Source organism: Pseudomonas sp. EL_65y_Pfl2_R96, assembly GCF_963970905.1.
Lineage (GTDB): Bacteria > Pseudomonadota > Gammaproteobacteria > Pseudomonadales > Pseudomonadaceae > Aquipseudomonas.
In genome coordinates, this window is record NZ_CAXAQH010000042.1 from 1 (window position 1) to 15,111 (window position 15,111).

The 15,111-nt window shown below is 60.6% G+C and carries 16 protein-coding genes; 10 read left to right on the top strand and 6 right to left on the bottom strand.

Annotated features, from left to right (window positions below):
• Window positions 1–254 precede the first annotated feature (254 nt).
• Together AACY49_RS27375 and AACY49_RS27380 are read left to right on the top strand one after the other, a co-directional pair.
• Entirely contained in the window at window positions 255–3,005 is a 2,751-nt protein-coding gene (locus tag AACY49_RS27375) for a response regulator (protein ID WP_339527437.1), read from the top strand.
• A gap of 97 nt (window positions 3,006–3,102) precedes the next feature.
• Window positions 3,103–4,092 carry a 2-hydroxyacid dehydrogenase gene (locus AACY49_RS27380; protein ID WP_258699541.1) on the top strand — a complete coding sequence of 330 codons (990 nt, stop codon included), beginning with the start codon at window positions 3,103–3,105 and terminating at the stop codon, window positions 4,090–4,092.
• A 5-nt stretch (window positions 4,093–4,097) separates the two neighbouring features.
• On the opposite strand, the gene AACY49_RS27385 is transcribed toward AACY49_RS27380, so the two are convergent.
• Window positions 4,098–4,493, bottom strand: coding sequence for a hypothetical protein (locus AACY49_RS27385; protein ID WP_258699540.1), 396 nt, complete (start codon window positions 4,491–4,493; stop codon window positions 4,098–4,100).
• 134 nt (window positions 4,494–4,627) lie between these two features.
• Here AACY49_RS27385 and AACY49_RS27390 point away from each other — a divergent pair, with 134 nt between their 5' ends.
• Together AACY49_RS27390 and AACY49_RS27395 are read left to right on the top strand one after the other, a co-directional pair.
• Window positions 4,628–5,062 carry a hypothetical protein gene (locus AACY49_RS27390; RefSeq protein WP_339527438.1) on the top strand — a complete coding sequence of 145 codons (435 nt, stop codon included), beginning with the start codon at window positions 4,628–4,630 and terminating at the stop codon, window positions 5,060–5,062.
• Complete coding sequence (locus tag AACY49_RS27395; RefSeq protein WP_258699538.1) at window positions 5,062–5,466, top strand: META domain-containing protein; 405 nt, start codon at window positions 5,062–5,064, stop codon at window positions 5,464–5,466. Before AACY49_RS27390 ends, AACY49_RS27395 begins: the two co-directional genes overlap by 1 nt.
• Before the next feature lie 174 nt (window positions 5,467–5,640).
• Here the strand turns inward: AACY49_RS27395 and AACY49_RS27400 are convergent, their stop codons facing one another.
• Window positions 5,641–6,108, bottom strand: coding sequence for a TlpA family protein disulfide reductase (locus AACY49_RS27400; protein ID WP_320393639.1), 468 nt, complete (start codon window positions 6,106–6,108; stop codon window positions 5,641–5,643).
• A gap of 114 nt (window positions 6,109–6,222) precedes the next feature.
• On the opposite strand from AACY49_RS27400, the gene arsC reads away from it, so the two are divergent.
• Genes arsC through AACY49_RS27415 form a run of 3 tightly spaced genes read left to right on the top strand, consistent with a single transcriptional unit; the run spans window position 6,223 to window position 7,596 of the window.
• Window positions 6,223–6,576 carry an arsenate reductase (glutaredoxin) gene (arsC, locus tag AACY49_RS27405; protein WP_339527439.1) on the top strand — a complete coding sequence of 118 codons (354 nt, stop codon included), beginning with the start codon at window positions 6,223–6,225 and terminating at the stop codon, window positions 6,574–6,576.
• Complete coding sequence (wrbA, locus tag AACY49_RS27410) at window positions 6,573–7,178, top strand: NAD(P)H:quinone oxidoreductase (RefSeq protein WP_258699535.1); 606 nt, start codon at window positions 6,573–6,575, stop codon at window positions 7,176–7,178. The genes arsC and wrbA overlap by 4 nt, the downstream gene beginning before the upstream one ends.
• Complete coding sequence (locus AACY49_RS27415; protein WP_339527440.1) at window positions 7,171–7,596, top strand: DUF2069 domain-containing protein; 426 nt, start codon at window positions 7,171–7,173, stop codon at window positions 7,594–7,596. Before wrbA ends, AACY49_RS27415 begins: the two co-directional genes overlap by 8 nt.
• A 99-nt stretch (window positions 7,597–7,695) precedes the next feature.
• Here AACY49_RS27415 and AACY49_RS27420 read toward each other — a convergent pair whose 3' ends face one another.
• Both AACY49_RS27420 and ttcA read right to left on the bottom strand, forming a co-directional pair.
• Complete coding sequence (locus AACY49_RS27420) at window positions 7,696–8,370, bottom strand: DNA-3-methyladenine glycosylase I (RefSeq protein WP_320393636.1); 675 nt, start codon at window positions 8,368–8,370, stop codon at window positions 7,696–7,698.
• A 131-nt stretch (window positions 8,371–8,501) separates the two neighbouring features.
• Entirely contained in the window at window positions 8,502–9,326 is an 825-nt protein-coding gene (gene ttcA, locus AACY49_RS27425; RefSeq protein WP_258699532.1) for a tRNA 2-thiocytidine(32) synthetase TtcA, read from the bottom strand.
• Between the two features lie 329 nt (window positions 9,327–9,655).
• On the opposite strand from ttcA, the gene AACY49_RS27430 reads away from it, so the two are divergent.
• Both AACY49_RS27430 and AACY49_RS27435 read left to right on the top strand, forming a co-directional pair.
• Window positions 9,656–10,258: a Yip1 family protein gene (locus tag AACY49_RS27430; RefSeq protein ID WP_320393635.1), complete on the top strand. Its 603-nt coding sequence runs from the start codon at window positions 9,656–9,658 to the stop codon at window positions 10,256–10,258.
• A 158-nt stretch (window positions 10,259–10,416) separates the two neighbouring features.
• A complete protein-coding gene (locus AACY49_RS27435; RefSeq protein WP_095051660.1) occupies window positions 10,417–10,911 on the top strand; it encodes a SprT family zinc-dependent metalloprotease in 495 nt (164 codons plus the stop codon).
• Window positions 10,912–10,950: 39 nt separating this feature from the next.
• Here the strand turns inward: AACY49_RS27435 and AACY49_RS27440 are convergent, their stop codons facing one another.
• A complete protein-coding gene (locus AACY49_RS27440; RefSeq protein ID WP_339527441.1) occupies window positions 10,951–12,132 on the bottom strand; it encodes a CaiB/BaiF CoA transferase family protein in 1,182 nt (393 codons plus the stop codon).
• Window positions 12,133–12,278: 146 nt separating this feature from the next.
• Entirely contained in the window at window positions 12,279–13,613 is a 1,335-nt protein-coding gene (locus AACY49_RS27445) for a dicarboxylate/amino acid:cation symporter (protein WP_339527442.1), read from the bottom strand.
• 340 nt (window positions 13,614–13,953) lie between these two features.
• Between AACY49_RS27445 and AACY49_RS27450 the strand changes: the two genes are divergently transcribed.
• The gene (locus AACY49_RS27450; protein ID WP_339527443.1) at window positions 13,954–14,967 is read left to right on the top strand and encodes an AraC family transcriptional regulator; all 1,014 of its coding nucleotides are present in this window, start codon (window positions 13,954–13,956) and stop codon (window positions 14,965–14,967) included.
• The last annotated feature ends 144 nt before the right edge of the window (window positions 14,968–15,111 follow it).

A 15,111-nucleotide genomic window follows, 5' to 3' on the forward strand; every position in this document is an offset into this window, starting at 1 on the left:
GTTTTCCCAAAAATATTTGTTTTAAAATTATATGCCAAAAAAATAAAAGTTGCCCTTTAAAAAAAATTCCCCCCCCCGGGGAAAAAAAATTTTTGCCCCCCCCCCCCCCCCCCCGCGACCAAAGCGCTGAAGTGGCCGACGAATGACGACATCAATTTTACGAAGATTGCCCGCATGCAAATCGCTACACTGCGCAGGTGGCGCGTGCCGGACGCATGTGCAGGTCAATAAACAGCTGGATGCAGGAGAGTTGCGTGCTCAAGAAACTGGGAATTAAAGGCCGCGTGCTGTTGCTGACCCTGTTGCCGACCACCCTGATGGCGCTGGTCCTGGGCGGCTATTTCACCTGGATGCAGCTATCGGACTTGCAAGCCCAACTCATGCAGCGCGGCGAAATGATCGCCGAACAGCTGGCGCCATTGGTGGCCCCCGCCATGGGTCGCAAAGACAACGAGCTGCTGGAGCGCATCGCCACCCAGTCCCTGGAGCAAACCGATGTGCGCGCGGTGACCTTCCTCGCCCCCGACCGCACGACGCTGGCCCATGCCGGCCCGACCATGCTCAATCAGGCGCCCTTGGGCAACGGTTCACAGCTGCTGCGCCGCAGTGGCAATGACGCCACGCGTTACCTGCTGCCGGTGTTCGGCAAGCACCGCAACCTGGCTGGCGACCTGATCCCCGGTGAAGCCGACCGCCTGCTGGGCTGGGTCGAACTCGAACTGTCCCACAGCGGCATGTTGCTGCGCGGTTACCGCAGCCTGTTCGCCAGCCTGCTGTTGATCGGAGGGGGCCTGGCCGGTGCGGCGCTATTGGCGTTGCGCATGGGCCGGACCATCAACCGGCCGCTGAGCCAGATCAAACAAGCCGTGGCGCAGCTCAAGGACGGTCACCTGGAAACCCGTCTGCCGCCCCTCGGCAGCCAGGAGCTGGATGAACTGGCGTCCGGCATCAACCGCATGGCCGGCACCCTGCAGAACGCTCAGGAAGAATTGCAGAACAGCGTCGACCAGGCCACCGAAGACGTGCGTCAGAACCTGGAAACCATCGAAATCCAGAACATCGAGCTGGACCTGGCGCGCAAGGAAGCCCTGGAGGCGAGCCGGATCAAATCCGAATTCCTGGCCAACATGAGCCATGAAATCCGCACGCCGCTCAACGGCATTCTCGGCTTCACGCATTTGCTGCAAAAAAGCGAGTTGACCCCGCGTCAGCTCGATTACCTGGGCACCATCGAAAAATCCGCCGACAGCCTGCTGGGGATCATCAACGAGATTCTCGACTTCTCGAAAATCGAGGCCGGCAAACTGGTGCTCGACCATATTCCGTTCAACCTGCGCGACCTGCTGCAAGACACCTTGACCATCCTCGCCCCGGCCGCCCACGCCAAAGAGCTTGAGCTGGTGAGCCTGGTTTATCGCGATACGCCACTGTCGCTGGTGGGCGATCCGCTGCGACTCAAGCAGATCCTCACCAACCTTGTGAGCAATGCGATCAAGTTCACCCGCGAAGGCACCATCGTCGCCCGGGCGATGCTCGAAGAAGAGCATGAAGACAGCGTGCAACTGCGCATCAGCATTCAAGACACCGGCATCGGTCTGTCCAATCAGGACGTGCGCGCCTTGTTCCAGGCCTTCAGCCAGGCTGATAACTCGCTGTCCCGGCAACCTGGCGGCACTGGCCTGGGGCTGGTGATTTCCAAACGCTTGATCGAGCAGATGGGCGGCGAGATCGGCGTCGACAGTACACCGGGCGAAGGCTCGGAATTCTGGATCAGCCTGAGCCTGCCCAAAACCCGCGACGACGCCGAAGACCTGCCCGGCCCACCGCTGCTGGGGCATCGGGTGGCGGTCCTGGAAAACCATGAACTGGCCCGTCAGGCATTGCAGCATCAACTGGAAGACTGCGGCTTGGCCGTCACGCCGTTCAACACCCTGGAAAGCCTGGCCAATGGCGTGACCGGCGCCCATCAGACTGATCAGGCGATCGGCCTGGCGGTGCTCGGCATCACCAGCAACGACATGCCACCGGAGCGCCTCAACCAGCATATCTGGGACCTCGAACACCTGGGTTGCAAAGTGTTGGTGCTGTGCCCGACCACCGAACTGACGCTGTTCCACCTCTCGGTGCCCAACCCCCACAGCCAGCTCCAGTCCAAACCGGCCTGCACCCGCAAATTGCGCCGGGCCCTGTCCGATCTGGTCAACCCACGCCAGCAACGCAGCGACCCCGGCGAGCCGGTCTCCAGTCGCGCGCCGAAGGTCCTTTGCGTGGACGACAACCCGGCCAACCTGCTGTTGGTGCAAACCCTGCTCGAGGACATGGGCGCCAAGGTGCTCGCGGTGGAAAGCGGTTACGCCGCGGTCAAGGCCGTGCAGAACGAGACCTTCGACCTGGTGTTGATGGACGTGCAGATGCCCGGCATGGATGGGCGTCAAAGCACCGAAGCCATCCGCCAGTGGGAAAGCGAACGGCATTGCACGCCACTGCCGATCGTTGCCCTCACCGCCCATGCGATGGCCAACGAAAAACGCGCGTTGCTGCAAAGCGGCATGGATGACTACCTGACCAAACCCATCAGCGAACGGCAACTGGCGCAAGTGGTGTTGAAATGGACCGGCCTGGCGTTGCGTAATCTGGGGCCGGAGCGCTCCAGCGACCGCCATAACGGAAATGAGTTGCAGGTGCTCGATCACGAAGAAGGCCTGCGCCTGGCGGCCGGCAAGGCCGATCTGGCGGCGGACATGCTGGCAATGTTGCTGGCCTCCCTGGAAGGCGACCGCGAGGCCATCCGCGTCGCCCGTGAAGCCAACGACCAGAATGCCCTGATCGAGCGGGTCCATCGCCTGCATGGGGCAACCCGTTATTGCGGCGTACCGCAACTGCGCGCCGCCTGCCAGCGCAGTGAAACCCTGCTCAAGCAACAAGACCCGAAAGCCCCCGGCGCGCTGGAAGAACTCGAACGAGCCATCAATCGCCTCGCGGCCCACGCGCGCATCAATGCCTGATGCAGCGCAATAACGCCGAGCGCCCTGAACGCTAAACTCAACGCCTGTAGCAGCTGCCGAAGGCTGCTACGGGGTTTGAGACTTCCAGGAGGACAGCATGCGCACGATTCTTTTCAGCAGCCAGACCTACGACCGCGACAGTTTTCTTGCCGCCGACCTGCCCGCCGGCATCGAGTTGCAGTTCCAGTCGGCCCGGCTGAGTCTCGACACGGCGGCACTGGCCGAACATCACGAAGTGGTCTGCGCCTTCATCAATGATGACCTCAGCGCCCCGGTGCTCGAACGCCTGGCAGCAGGCGGCACGCGCCTGATCGCCCTGCGCTCGGCCGGTTACAACCATGTCGACCTGACAGCGGCGAAGCGCCTGGGATTGCTGATCGTGCGGGTCCCGGCCTACTCGCCTCATGCCGTGGCCGAACATGCGGTGGCGTTGATCCTGGCGCTCAACCGTCGTCTGCACCGTGCCTACAACCGCACGCGAGAAGGCGATTTCAGCCTGCACGGGTTGACCGGTTTCGACCTGGTGGGCAAGACCGTCGGCGTGGTCGGCACCGGGCAGATCGGCGCGACCTTCGCGAACATCATGCACGGCTTCGGCTGTCGGTTGCTGGCCCATGACCCTTATCCGAACCCGCAGGTCGAAGCCCTCGGCGCGCGCTACCTGAGCCTGCCGCAACTGCTGGCCGAGTCGCAGATCATCAGCCTGCACTGCCCGCTCAACGAGCAGAGCAAACACTTGATCAACCGCGAGTCACTGGCGCACATGCAGCCCGGCGCAATGCTGATCAACACCGGGCGCGGCGGTCTGGTCGACACGCCGGCGCTGATCGACGCGTTGAAAAACGGCCAGTTGGGTTATCTGGGGCTGGACGTGTATGAAGAGGAGGCGCAATTGTTCTTCGAGGATCGCTCCGACCTGCCGCTGCAAGACGATGTGCTGGCGCGCCTGCTGACCTTTCCGAACGTGATCGTCACCGCGCACCAGGCCTTCCTGACCCGCGAAGCCCTGGGCGCGATTGCCGCGATCACCCTGCAAAACATCGCGGCCTGGGCGGCAGGTTTGCCACAGAACCAGGTCGAGAGCTGATCGGCTCAGGCCTTGGACAAAATAATCATCAGCGCCAACCAGCCGAAGCCGATCAAGCGCTGCCCAAGGGAATGTCCGCGACGCAGCAGGAACCAGACAAAAAACGGCGGCAGAAAGAAAATCATGAGTTTCAGCCAGAGTTCCACGGGACGCGGCCCATTGAGCACAGGTGCCGGAACCTCGGCCTGAACTTCGGTCTTTCGTTTACGCCCGAACGCGGCCGGGGTTACCCGAGGCACACTCTCATTGCTCGGTAAATGCCCGAAAGAAAGCGGTGCTTCCACAGGCGCTGCCGTCGAAGTGGCCGCTTGCACCGTTGCCGCAGGTGCACCGCAATGAATGCAAGCAGGCGCCGTGGAGCTGATGCGCTGCTTGCATTCATAACATTCGATTAAGGCCATTTCCGTTCCTTAGAGATGCAAAAGCGGCAGTGTGCCATGAGTTGGCGAGTCATTTGAACCAGATCGAAGGTCACATGCCCGCGCCATGCTGCGTTCAAGCCCGTGCTAGCATATCGCGCATATTTGGAGGACCCATGGTCGAACACGATTTCCGTTACAACCTGATGAACCCGCAACACACCCTCACCGAATGCCGCGCCCTCGTGCCGGGGCGTTATCAAGTCACCGGCAACGGCGGCTCGATTCGTAATAACGACGTGCTGGTAGTGACCCTCAAAGGCAGCAAGGACTTGTCCATGCGCCTGACCGTCGAAACGGTTCGCCACCTGATCAACCCGCCCGGCCAATGGGTCGCGGTGGCCAGTGGTCCGGTGTTCGGCGAATTGGCGATTCACACCTGGCAAGTCAACTGCGACAGCTGCGCCAAAGAACTGAGCTTTGAGTTCGCGGTCGACGCCAAGCTGGGCAACAAGGCCGAAAAACCGGCTGCCACCGCGCGAATTGCCGAATTGGGCTGGACCACTGCCTCCGAGAAGCACCTGTGCCCGAAATGCCAGGAGCCTGCGTGATGAAACGCCTTGCTCTGACCACGATGGTCGGTGCCAGCCTGCTGGGCTGCGCCGCCGAGCCGGTAAAGTTGCAACAGAACCGCAGTTACATTCTGGAATGGATCGGCGAACGTCCGCTGATGGACTACAGCCACCTGACCATCACCCTCGATGAAGACGGTCGGGCTTATGGCAATGGTGGCTGCAACCACTGGTTCGCGCCGTATTCCCTGGAAGGCGAAAAGCTGAGCTTCGGCAAGATCGGCAGCACCCGTAAACTCTGTGCGCCGGCGCTGATGGAGCAGGAAAAACGCTTCCTGCAGGTGTTGGAAAACGTCCAGCGCTGGGACGTCTCGCCGATCGATCAGATGCGCTTTTGGCCAGCAGAAGGCAAGCCGTTGCGTTGGTGGCTTGAAGAGGGTTGATTACTCTCGGTTGTAGCCAAGTGAATGACTGTGGCGAGGGAGCTTGCTCCCGCTCGGCTGCGTAGCAGTCGTAAACCGGTCCATACGGTCTGTCTGAAGAACCGAGGTAACGTGTTTTAGGGCTGCTTCGCAGCCCAGCGGGAGCAAGCTCCCTCGCCACAGGTCGGTGCTCGATCAGTTGGTCGCCTGCAACGCCTCAAGCTTCGCCATCACCCCCGCCGCCGTCTGCTCGCCCATCAACTGTTCCCGCACCTTGCCCTTGTCATCGATGATGTAAGTCACCGGCAGCGCTTCACTGCGCGGCAATTCGAAAAGGTCGGCCGGGTCCTGGGCCAATACAGTGAACTTGATCCCCAGTTTCTCACTGGCGCTTTTCAACTCTTCGCCCTGCACATTGTCGAAGTTGACCCCGAACACACCGATCTTCTTGCCCTTGAGCTGCTCGGCCAGCACGTTCAGCTCCGGGATTTCGGTACGGCACGGGCCGCACCATTCAGCCCAGTAATTGAGCACCAGCCATTGTTTGTCCAGACGCTCGGCGGCGATTTTGTGGCCGTTCTGGTCGATGCCATAGTCGTTGCCACATCCCCCCAGCAATAACGCCCCCATGATCGCCAATGCCGCTGCCAGTCGCCTTGTCATGTCTCGATCCTTGTCAAAAATAGAATGCACCTGCGACCCATCGCCTCCCAAGGTTCTGGATTACGCGCCGCACAGTTAGAATAGCCGCCACCTTACGCAAGATGCGACCCGCACATGACCGATCTGACGCTTTATCACAACCCGCGCTGCTCGAAATCCCGCGGTGCGCTCGAACTGCTCGAAGCCCGTGGCCTGGCCCCAACGGTGGTCCGCTACCTGGAAACGCCGCTGGACGCCGCGCAAATCCAGAGCCTGCTGAGCAAGCTCGGCATCAGCGCCCGACAACTGCTGCGCACCGGCGAGGACGAGTACAAAACCCTCAACCTGGCCGACAGCGGTTTGAGCGAGGCGCAATTGATCGCCGCCATCGCCGCGCACCCCAAACTCATGGAGCGCCCGATTCTCGAAGTCGGCGACAAAGCCATCATCGGCCGTCCGCCGGAGAATGTGCTGGAGTTGCTGCCGTGAGCGCGCCGTACATTCTGGTGCTGTATTACAGCCGCAGCGGCTCGACCAATGAAATGGCCCGGCAGATTGCCCGTGGCGTCGAGCAGGCCGGCCTTGAAGCCCGGTTGCGCACGGTGCCGGCGATCTCCACTGAATGCGAAGCCGTGGCGCCGGACATTCCCGATGAAGGCGCGCTGTACGCCAGCCTCGACGATTTGAAGAACTGCGCCGGCCTGGCCCTGGGCAGCCCGACCCGCTTCGGCAACATGGCCGCTCCGCTCAAGTACTTCCTCGACGGCACCAGCAACCTGTGGCTGACCGGCGCCCTGGTGGGCAAACCGGCCGGGGTCTTCACCTCGACCGCGAGCCTGCACGGCGGCCAGGAAACCACCCTGCTGTCGATGATGCTGCCGTTGCTGCACCACGGCATGTTGATCACCGGCCTGCCCTACAGCGAATCCGCGCTGCTGGAAACCCGCGGCGGCGGCACGCCGTATGGCGCCAGCCATCACGCCGGGGCCGATGGCAAAAGCGGTTTGAATGAACATGAAGTCGCGCTATGCCGGGCTTTGGGTCTGCGGCTGGCGAAAACCGCGCAGAAGCTGGAGAGCCACAGTGGCTAAGAAGCCTAAGATTCTGCCTTCCATCGAATGGCTCGAACCGCGAGTCAGAGCGATGCGCGTCATCAGCCTGCTGTGCTTTTTCGGGCTGGCGGGGCTGCTTTGCGCCTACTACCTGGTGTTCGCCGACCTGCATGGCGCGCGGCCGTGGGTGATTCTGCTGATCGAACTGGTGCCGTTGCTGTTACTGGCGCCGGGGATGATTGTCGGCAGCGCTCGTGGGCATTCGTGGATGTGTTTTGTGGTGAACCTGTATTTCATCAAGGGCGCACTGGCCGCGTATGACCCGAACCGGCAGCTGTTCGGTTTGCTGGAGATGGGCGCAAGCCTGGCGGTGTTCTGCTCGGCGTTGCTGTATGTGCGGTGGCGGTTTCAGTTGAACCGCAAGTTGGCGGGGGAAGGCGGGATTTCCGCCGCCTGACACACCGCTATCACGAGCAGGCTCGCTCCCACAGGGGATTTGTGAACGACACCAATCCAATGTGGGAGCGAGCCTGCTCGCGATGCGGACGACTCGGTCTTAATGATTGACGGTATACGCCAGCATCATCGAAATCTGGCTCATCGGCCGTCCACCGCTCTCTTCATGCCACTGGTTGAACGCATTCTGCACTGTGGCCAGATCCCGCAAACTGCTCGGCACCTTGTCGACGATCTGCTGCGCACTCAGCGCCGCGACCACGTCGTAGCTCGGCACGAAGGTGTCCTTGCCGACCATTCGCAAGAATCGCGGAGCCGACAAACCGCCCAATTGATGGCCGTGTTTTTTCAGGCAGGTCCATAAACCGACGATATCGGTCACCGGCCACTCGGCGATCAAGGCACCAAAACTGCCCTTCTCATGGGCGACATCCAGAATGAACTGCGCATTGCGCGGCACGCTCTTGAGCTTGCCCAGGTGGCGGATGATCCGCGCGTCCTGCATCAAGCGCTCCAGATGTTCGGCGCTCATCAACACGACTTTTTCCGGGTCGAATTTGAAGAACACTTCTTCGAACGCCGGCCACTTGGCATCCACCAGGCTGTGCTTGAGCCCGGCGCGGAATACCCGCAACGCCATGGTCGAGAGGTAGCGGTCGTCGCTGATCTTGCGCAATTGCGCCGGGGTCTTGGGGACGGGCAGATGGGCTTCCAGTTCAGCCGCCGAACCGAAGCGGTTCAAGCAGTACTCGTTCAGCCACTTGTAGTCGCGCATGCCCTCTCCTGAGGAATGAAGCGAAAAACCAACTGTGGGAGCGAGCCTGCTTGCGATGGCGCCGTATCAGTCAACACTGATGTCTCTGACAGAACGCTATCGCGAGCAGGCTCGCTCCCACACTATTTGTGTCAGAGATTGACCACGTTGACGAAGCGCGAAGCCGCCGTTTCGTCGATCTTGAGGCTGGTGAAGTCGAACAGGTTGCGGTCCGCCAGTTGCGACGGGATCACGTTCTGCAAGCTGCGGAAAATGCTTTCGGTACGGCCCGGGGTCTTGCGTTCCCACTCCTGCAACATCTCCTTGACCACCTGGCGTTGCAGGTTTTCCTGAGAGCCGCAGAGGTTGCACGGGATGATCGGGAATTGCTTGAGGTCCGAGTAGGCCTGGATGTCTTTTTCGTTGCAGTACGCCAGCGGACGGATCACCACGTTGCGCCCGTCGTCGGCGCGCAGTTTCGGCGGCATGGCCTTGAGCGAACCGTTGAAGAACATGTTCAGGAAGAACGTCTCGACGATGTCGTCGCGGTGGTGACCGAGGGCCATTTTGGTCGCGCCGATTTCATCGGCAAAGGTATAGAGGGTGCCGCGACGCAGGCGCGAGCACAGCGAGCAGGTGGTTTTTCCCTCAGGAATAAGCTCCTTGACCACCGAGTAGGTGTCTTTCTCGACGATGTGGTACTCGATGCCCAGTTCTTTGAGGTAAGCCGGCAGCACATGCTCGGGAAAGCCTGGCTGCTTCTGGTCCATGTTCACGGCGACGATCTCGAACTTGATCGGGGCGACCTTCTGCAAATGCATCAGCACGTCGAGCATGGTGTAGCTGTCCTTGCCACCGGACAGGCAGACCATGACCTTGTCGCCGTCTTCAATCATGTTGAAATCGGCGACAGCCTCACCGGCCTGGCGGCGAAGGCGCTTTTGCAGTTTGTTCTGGTTGACCGTAAGAGTGCCCATGACGCGAAATCCGTGAGGTGTGACGAAAGGCCGGCATTTTACGCAAAAACCCTGGCGGGGCGAAGCCTGCGCTTTATATGACTTGAGCATACCCCTGTGGCGAGGGAGCTTGCTCCCTCGCCACAGGATTCATTCGGCACAGACCCGGCGGCGATTAACAAGATTGTTTACAGCGCGATTTGCTCTAAAGCCCTCGCACTATTGCCAGTAACTCCTTTCTATACTGCGACATAAGGTCGCGCACGTATTCAGACCTGTACTTACCTGGCCACTTTGGCCCGTAAGCGCTCCGCTGGGGGGCGATGGCAACAACAAGAGGAGTGACTGGCATGATCCATCACGTAGTGGGGCTTTTCACCCACCCTGACCAGGAATGGAAGGAAATCCGTGGCGACCAGGAGGAAAGCATCAGCCACATGTACCTGACGCACACCCTGATTCTGGCGGCGATCCCCGCCGTCTCCGCGTTTATCGGCACCACGCAGGTCGGCTGGGTCATTGGTAGTCGAGCGCCGGTGATGCTGACCATGGAAAGCGCGCTGTGGATGACCATCATGTCGTACGTGGCGATGCTCGGCGGCGTCGCGGTGATGGGCGCCTTCATTCACTGGATGGCGCGCACCTATGACGCCAACCCAAGCCTGGCACGCTGTGTCGCGTTCGCCACGTACACCGCGACCCCACTGTTCGTCGGCGGCCTGGCGGCGCTGTATCCGCACCTGTGGCTGGGGATGATCGTCGGCACCGCGGCCGTCTGTTACACGGTGTACCTGCTGTATGTAGGCTTGCCGACCTTCATGAACATTCCGTCGGACGAGGGATTTCTGTTTTCAAGTTCGATACTCGCCGTCGGACTGGTGGTGCTGGTGGCCATCATGGCGTTCACCGTGATTGTCTGGGGCCTGGGCGTGGGACCGGTCTATACGAATTAGCAACACATCGGCCAAAAACAGGACTTGCCAATACAGGCCGCCGCAAGGCGGCCTTCTAGCGCTTAAGAATAGAGCGTGGCGACGACCATTCGGCCCCTCGGCGATTCGCAAGTCCCCAGGGTTGCGGCATACTCGACGCCTCTGGAGATCCATCAAGCATGCCCGAGCAACTCAATACCCGCGTCGAAGACTGTTTCCTGCAAGCCGAATCCTTTTTCAAACGACCTTTCAAACGCCCCGTGGTAAGCCTCAAGCTGCGCGGGCAAAAAGCCGGTGTCGCGCATCTGCACGAGAACCTGCTGCGTTTCAACCCGCAGCTGTACCGGGAAAACACCGAAGACTTCCTCAAACAGACCGTGGCGCATGAAGTCGCGCACCTGATCGCCCATCAACTGTTCGGCGACCGCATCCAGCCTCACGGCGAAGAGTGGCAACTGATCATGCGCGGCGTCTACGAACTGCCGCCCAACCGCTGCCATACCTATGACGTCAAACGCCGCAGCGTGACCCGCTACATCTACAAATGCCCGTGCCCCGACAGCGATTTCCCGTTTTCGGCCCAGCGTCATGGTTTGGTGAGACAGGGGCGGCGGTATCTGTGCCGGCGTTGTCGCAGCACGTTGGTGTTCAGTGGCGAGATGCGGGTCGAGTAACCCCATGATCGTTCCCATGCTCCGCGTGGGAACGATCAATCAGCTCACTACTTTCGCCATACGCAACTCTTCGATGCGCTGCGCACTAAACCCCAACTCCCCCAACACCTGATCGGTATGCTCACCCAAGCCCGCCCCGATATGCTGCGGCTCAGGCAACCCATCCGAAAATTTCAACGGACAAGCCATCTGCGCCTGAGTCGTTCCATCGCCCCTCGGCACTTCAACCACTAATTCCCGTGCCTTCAACTGCGGATGCCGCACCGCTTCGCCCAGGCTCAACACCGGTTCGACGCACGCATCGACCCCGGCAAACAGCTCACACAACGTGGCAAAGTCGTATTTTTCGAATTCAACTTTCAACGCTTCCTTGAGCACCTGTTGCCGGGCCGGTTCGGGTGACAGCCCCTGAGCTGCCAATTCCGGCCGGCCCAGCGCCGTGCAAAGTTGCTGCATGAACGCCGGCTCCAGGCTGCCCACTGACAACCAGCGCCCATCGCGTGAACGGTAGTAGTCGTAGAAGCTGCCACCATTGAGCATCTGCTCTTCCCTGCCCGGCGCCACACCACAGGCCAGGTATCCGGCACCGGCCATGGCATTCAGGCTGAAAGCGCAATCGGTCATGCTTACATCCAGATGCTGCCCCTGCCCTGTCTGCTGCCGCGCGATCACCGCCGCCAGCAGGCCGATCACCCCGTGCAGCGAGCCACCCGCGACATCCGCCACCTGCATGCCCAACGGTAACGGGCCGCTGTCGGCCCGGCCGGTGTAGCTTGCCAGCCCGGCCAGCGCCAGATAGTTGATGTCGTGGCCGGCGCGGTCCTTGTAGGGGCCGGTCTGGCCGTAACCGGTGATCGACACATAAATCAGCCGTGGGTTGATCGCCCTCAAGGCTTCATACCCCAGGCCCAGCCGGTCCATCACGCCGGGACGGAACTGCTCCAGCACGATGTCGTAGTCCGCAAGCAACGACTTGATCACCTCCAGCGCCTCGGGCTGCTTGAGGTCCAGGGCCAGGCTGCGCTTGTTGCGATTGAGGTACGCGTGGCTGGCCGACACGCCTTGATCGTGCGGCGGCAATACTCGCAGCAGGTCCATGCGGGTCGGCGATTCGATGCGCAACACCTCGGCGCCCATGTCTGCCAGCAGCAACGAGGCGAACGGCCCCGGCAACAGTGTCGAGAAATCCAGAACCTTGAGTGATGCCAGTGGACCGAGCATAAGCGTTCTCCCGTGCGATTCCCCAAGCCTAGGCAGCCGAGGACATTGCAGCAATCACCTGATGCGTCAGTGGCAGTGACCGTTGCGCTCAAATTGCAGGCATGAAAAAACCCGCCGAAGCGGGTTTTTTCATGCAGCCAGAGTGCTTACTTGACGCTGGCCGGGGTCGGGCCTTCAGCCACGCCCAGGTCGTCTACTTCACGCTCGTCGGAGATACCGCGACCGCCGGAAGCCAGTTCGACTTGCAGCTTGTCTTCGTCCAGCTCTTTCACCCACTTGGCGACCACGAGGGTGGCCACGGCGTTACCCACAAGGTTGGTCAGCGCACGGGCTTCGGACATGAAGCGGTCGATACCGAGGATCAGCGCCAGGCCAGCCACCGGCAGAGTGCCCACGGCCGACAGGGTGGCTGCCAGCACGATGAAACCACTACCGGTCACACCCGCCGCACCTTTGGAGGACAACAGCAGCACCAGCAGCAAGGTGATCTGGTGAGTGAGGTCCATCGGGGTATCAGTCGCCTGAGCGATGAACACAGCCGCCATGGTCAGGTAGATCGAAGTACCGTCGAGGTTGAACGAGTAACCAGTCGGAATCACCAGACCCACAACCGATTTATCCGCACCCAGGCGCTCCATTTTGATCAGCATGCGTGGCAGAGCCGATTCCGACGAGGAAGTGCCCAGTACGATCAGCAGTTCTTCACGGATGTAGCGAACCAGTTTCAGCACGCTGAAGCCGTGTGCGCGGCAGATCGCACCCAACACCACGACGACGAATACGATGCAGGTGATGTAGAAGCAGATCATCAGCTGACCGAGTTGCACCAGCGAACCGACACCGTAGGCGCCGATGGTGAAGGCCATCGCACCGAACGCGCCGACTGGAGCGAGCTTCATGATCATGTTGATGATGTTGAACATCACGTGAGCGAAGCGATCGATGAAGTCCAGCACCGGTTTGCCGTAGGCACCCAGGCGATGCAGGGCGAAACCGAAGATCACCGAGAACATCAGCACTTGCAGGATGTCGCCGTTGGCGAACGCGCCGACGATGGTATTCGGGATTACATTGAGGACAAAGGCAATGATGCTCTGGTCTTTACCGGCCGAGATGAAGCCAGCAATTTTGCTGGTGTCCAGGGTCGTCACGTCGATGTGCATGCCGGCGCCCGGTTGCACGACGTTGACCACGACCAGACCGATCAGCAAGGCAATGGTGGAGACGATTTCGAAGTACAGCAGCGCATAGCCGCCGGTCTTGCCGACCGATTTCATGTTCTGCATGCCGGCGATGCCGCTGACAACGGTACAGAAGATGATCGGTGCGATGACCATTTTGATCAGTTTGATGAACCCGTCACCCAGCGGCTTGAGGGCTACACCGGTCTGCGGGTAGAAGTGACCGAGCAGGATGCCGATAGCGATGGCAACGATCACCTGGAAGTACAGGGATTTATACAGTGGCTGACGAGTCGTCATTGCAAAGTTCCTCAAGAGTGCCTCAGTAACAACATCCAACTGTTGCCCCTGACACCTCATTTGCGAACCCTCCTGCACTGGAGGGATTTGTTTTGTCGAGCTGCGCGATGGCAGACCTCTGCGACTTGTATCGCAAGCCCCGTGCCACCTTCGAAAAAAACCCTGCCAGCCTCGTGACATCAAGGGTTACAGGTTTTTTTGGGTCACTGACCCGCTACATCGATGTGGCGGATTTCCGCCCATCAGCCAAACCTCGTCCTGCAATTTGGCGGATATCCGCCTTGTTGATTCTCGACAGGCACCGCTACCATCCATTGCTCAGTGGACGGACCTGCCCTCTATGCGCGAACGCACCATCGCCAGCCATTTCGCCCGTGCCGCCCTCGGTGGCGCGCGTCGGCGTGGCTATGACTATTCGAGTCTTTTACTGCAACTGGGGATCAGCCCCGAGTTGCTCGAGGAGCCGCGCGCCCGAATCGCACCTGAGCAATTCGCCCGATTGATCCAGGCACTGTGGCTGGCCCTGGACGACGAATACTTGGGCTTCGGGCAGGCACCGAGCAAACCCGGCAGCTTCGCGATGATGTGCCACGCGGTGATCCACTGCCGCACGTTGGAGAAAGCGCTCAATCGCGGTTTATTGTTTTACAGCCTGTTCCCTGGGGCGCCACGTCTGACGCTGAGCCGCGAAGGCGACAGGGTTCGCCTGAGCCTGGACGATTCGCCGCTGTGGGACCCGGACCATTTCCTCAGCGAAAGCCTGTTGGTGATCTGGCATCGGTTCGGCAGCTGGCTGATTGGCCAGCGCATTCGTCTGGAGCAGGCGACGTTCAGCTACCCGAGACCCGAACACGGGGCCGAATACGACTTGCTGTTTTCTTGCCCGCTGAGCTTTTCCACCGTAAAGAGCACGACGGCGCAGAGCAGTCTGTTATTTCACAGTCGCTACCTGAACATGCCGCTGTTGCAGGACGAACGAACCCTCAAGCACTTTCTCGAGCGCTCCCCCGCCGACCTGCTATCGCGTCCCGACGAGGGCGACAGCCTGAGCAGCCAGCTGCGGCGTTTGCTCAGCCGCGACAGTGCGCGCTGGCCGGACCTGGAAGCGGTGGCCGCGCACCTGCACATCAGCCCGCAAACCTTGCGTCGGCATTTGCGCGAAGAAGGCACGAGTTTTCAGGAGTTGAAGGACCAGTTGCGGCGGGATATTGCGATTTATCACCTGGGGCGCGCGGATCTGTCGTTGCAACAGATTGCCGAGCAGCTGGGGTTTTCCGAGCCGTCGGCATTTCACCGGGCGTTCAAGAAGTGGACGGGGTTGACGCCGGGGGCCTATCGCGCTCAGGAGAGTTGAGTTCTAGCGCTATTTTTTTGATCGTTCCCACGCGCAGCAAAGGAATGCAGCCCGGGACGCTCCGCGTCCCATCTAGAGCCGAACGCGGAGCGTCCGTTGAGGCATTCCCACGCAGAGCGTGGGAACGATCGGTTACAGGTTTTT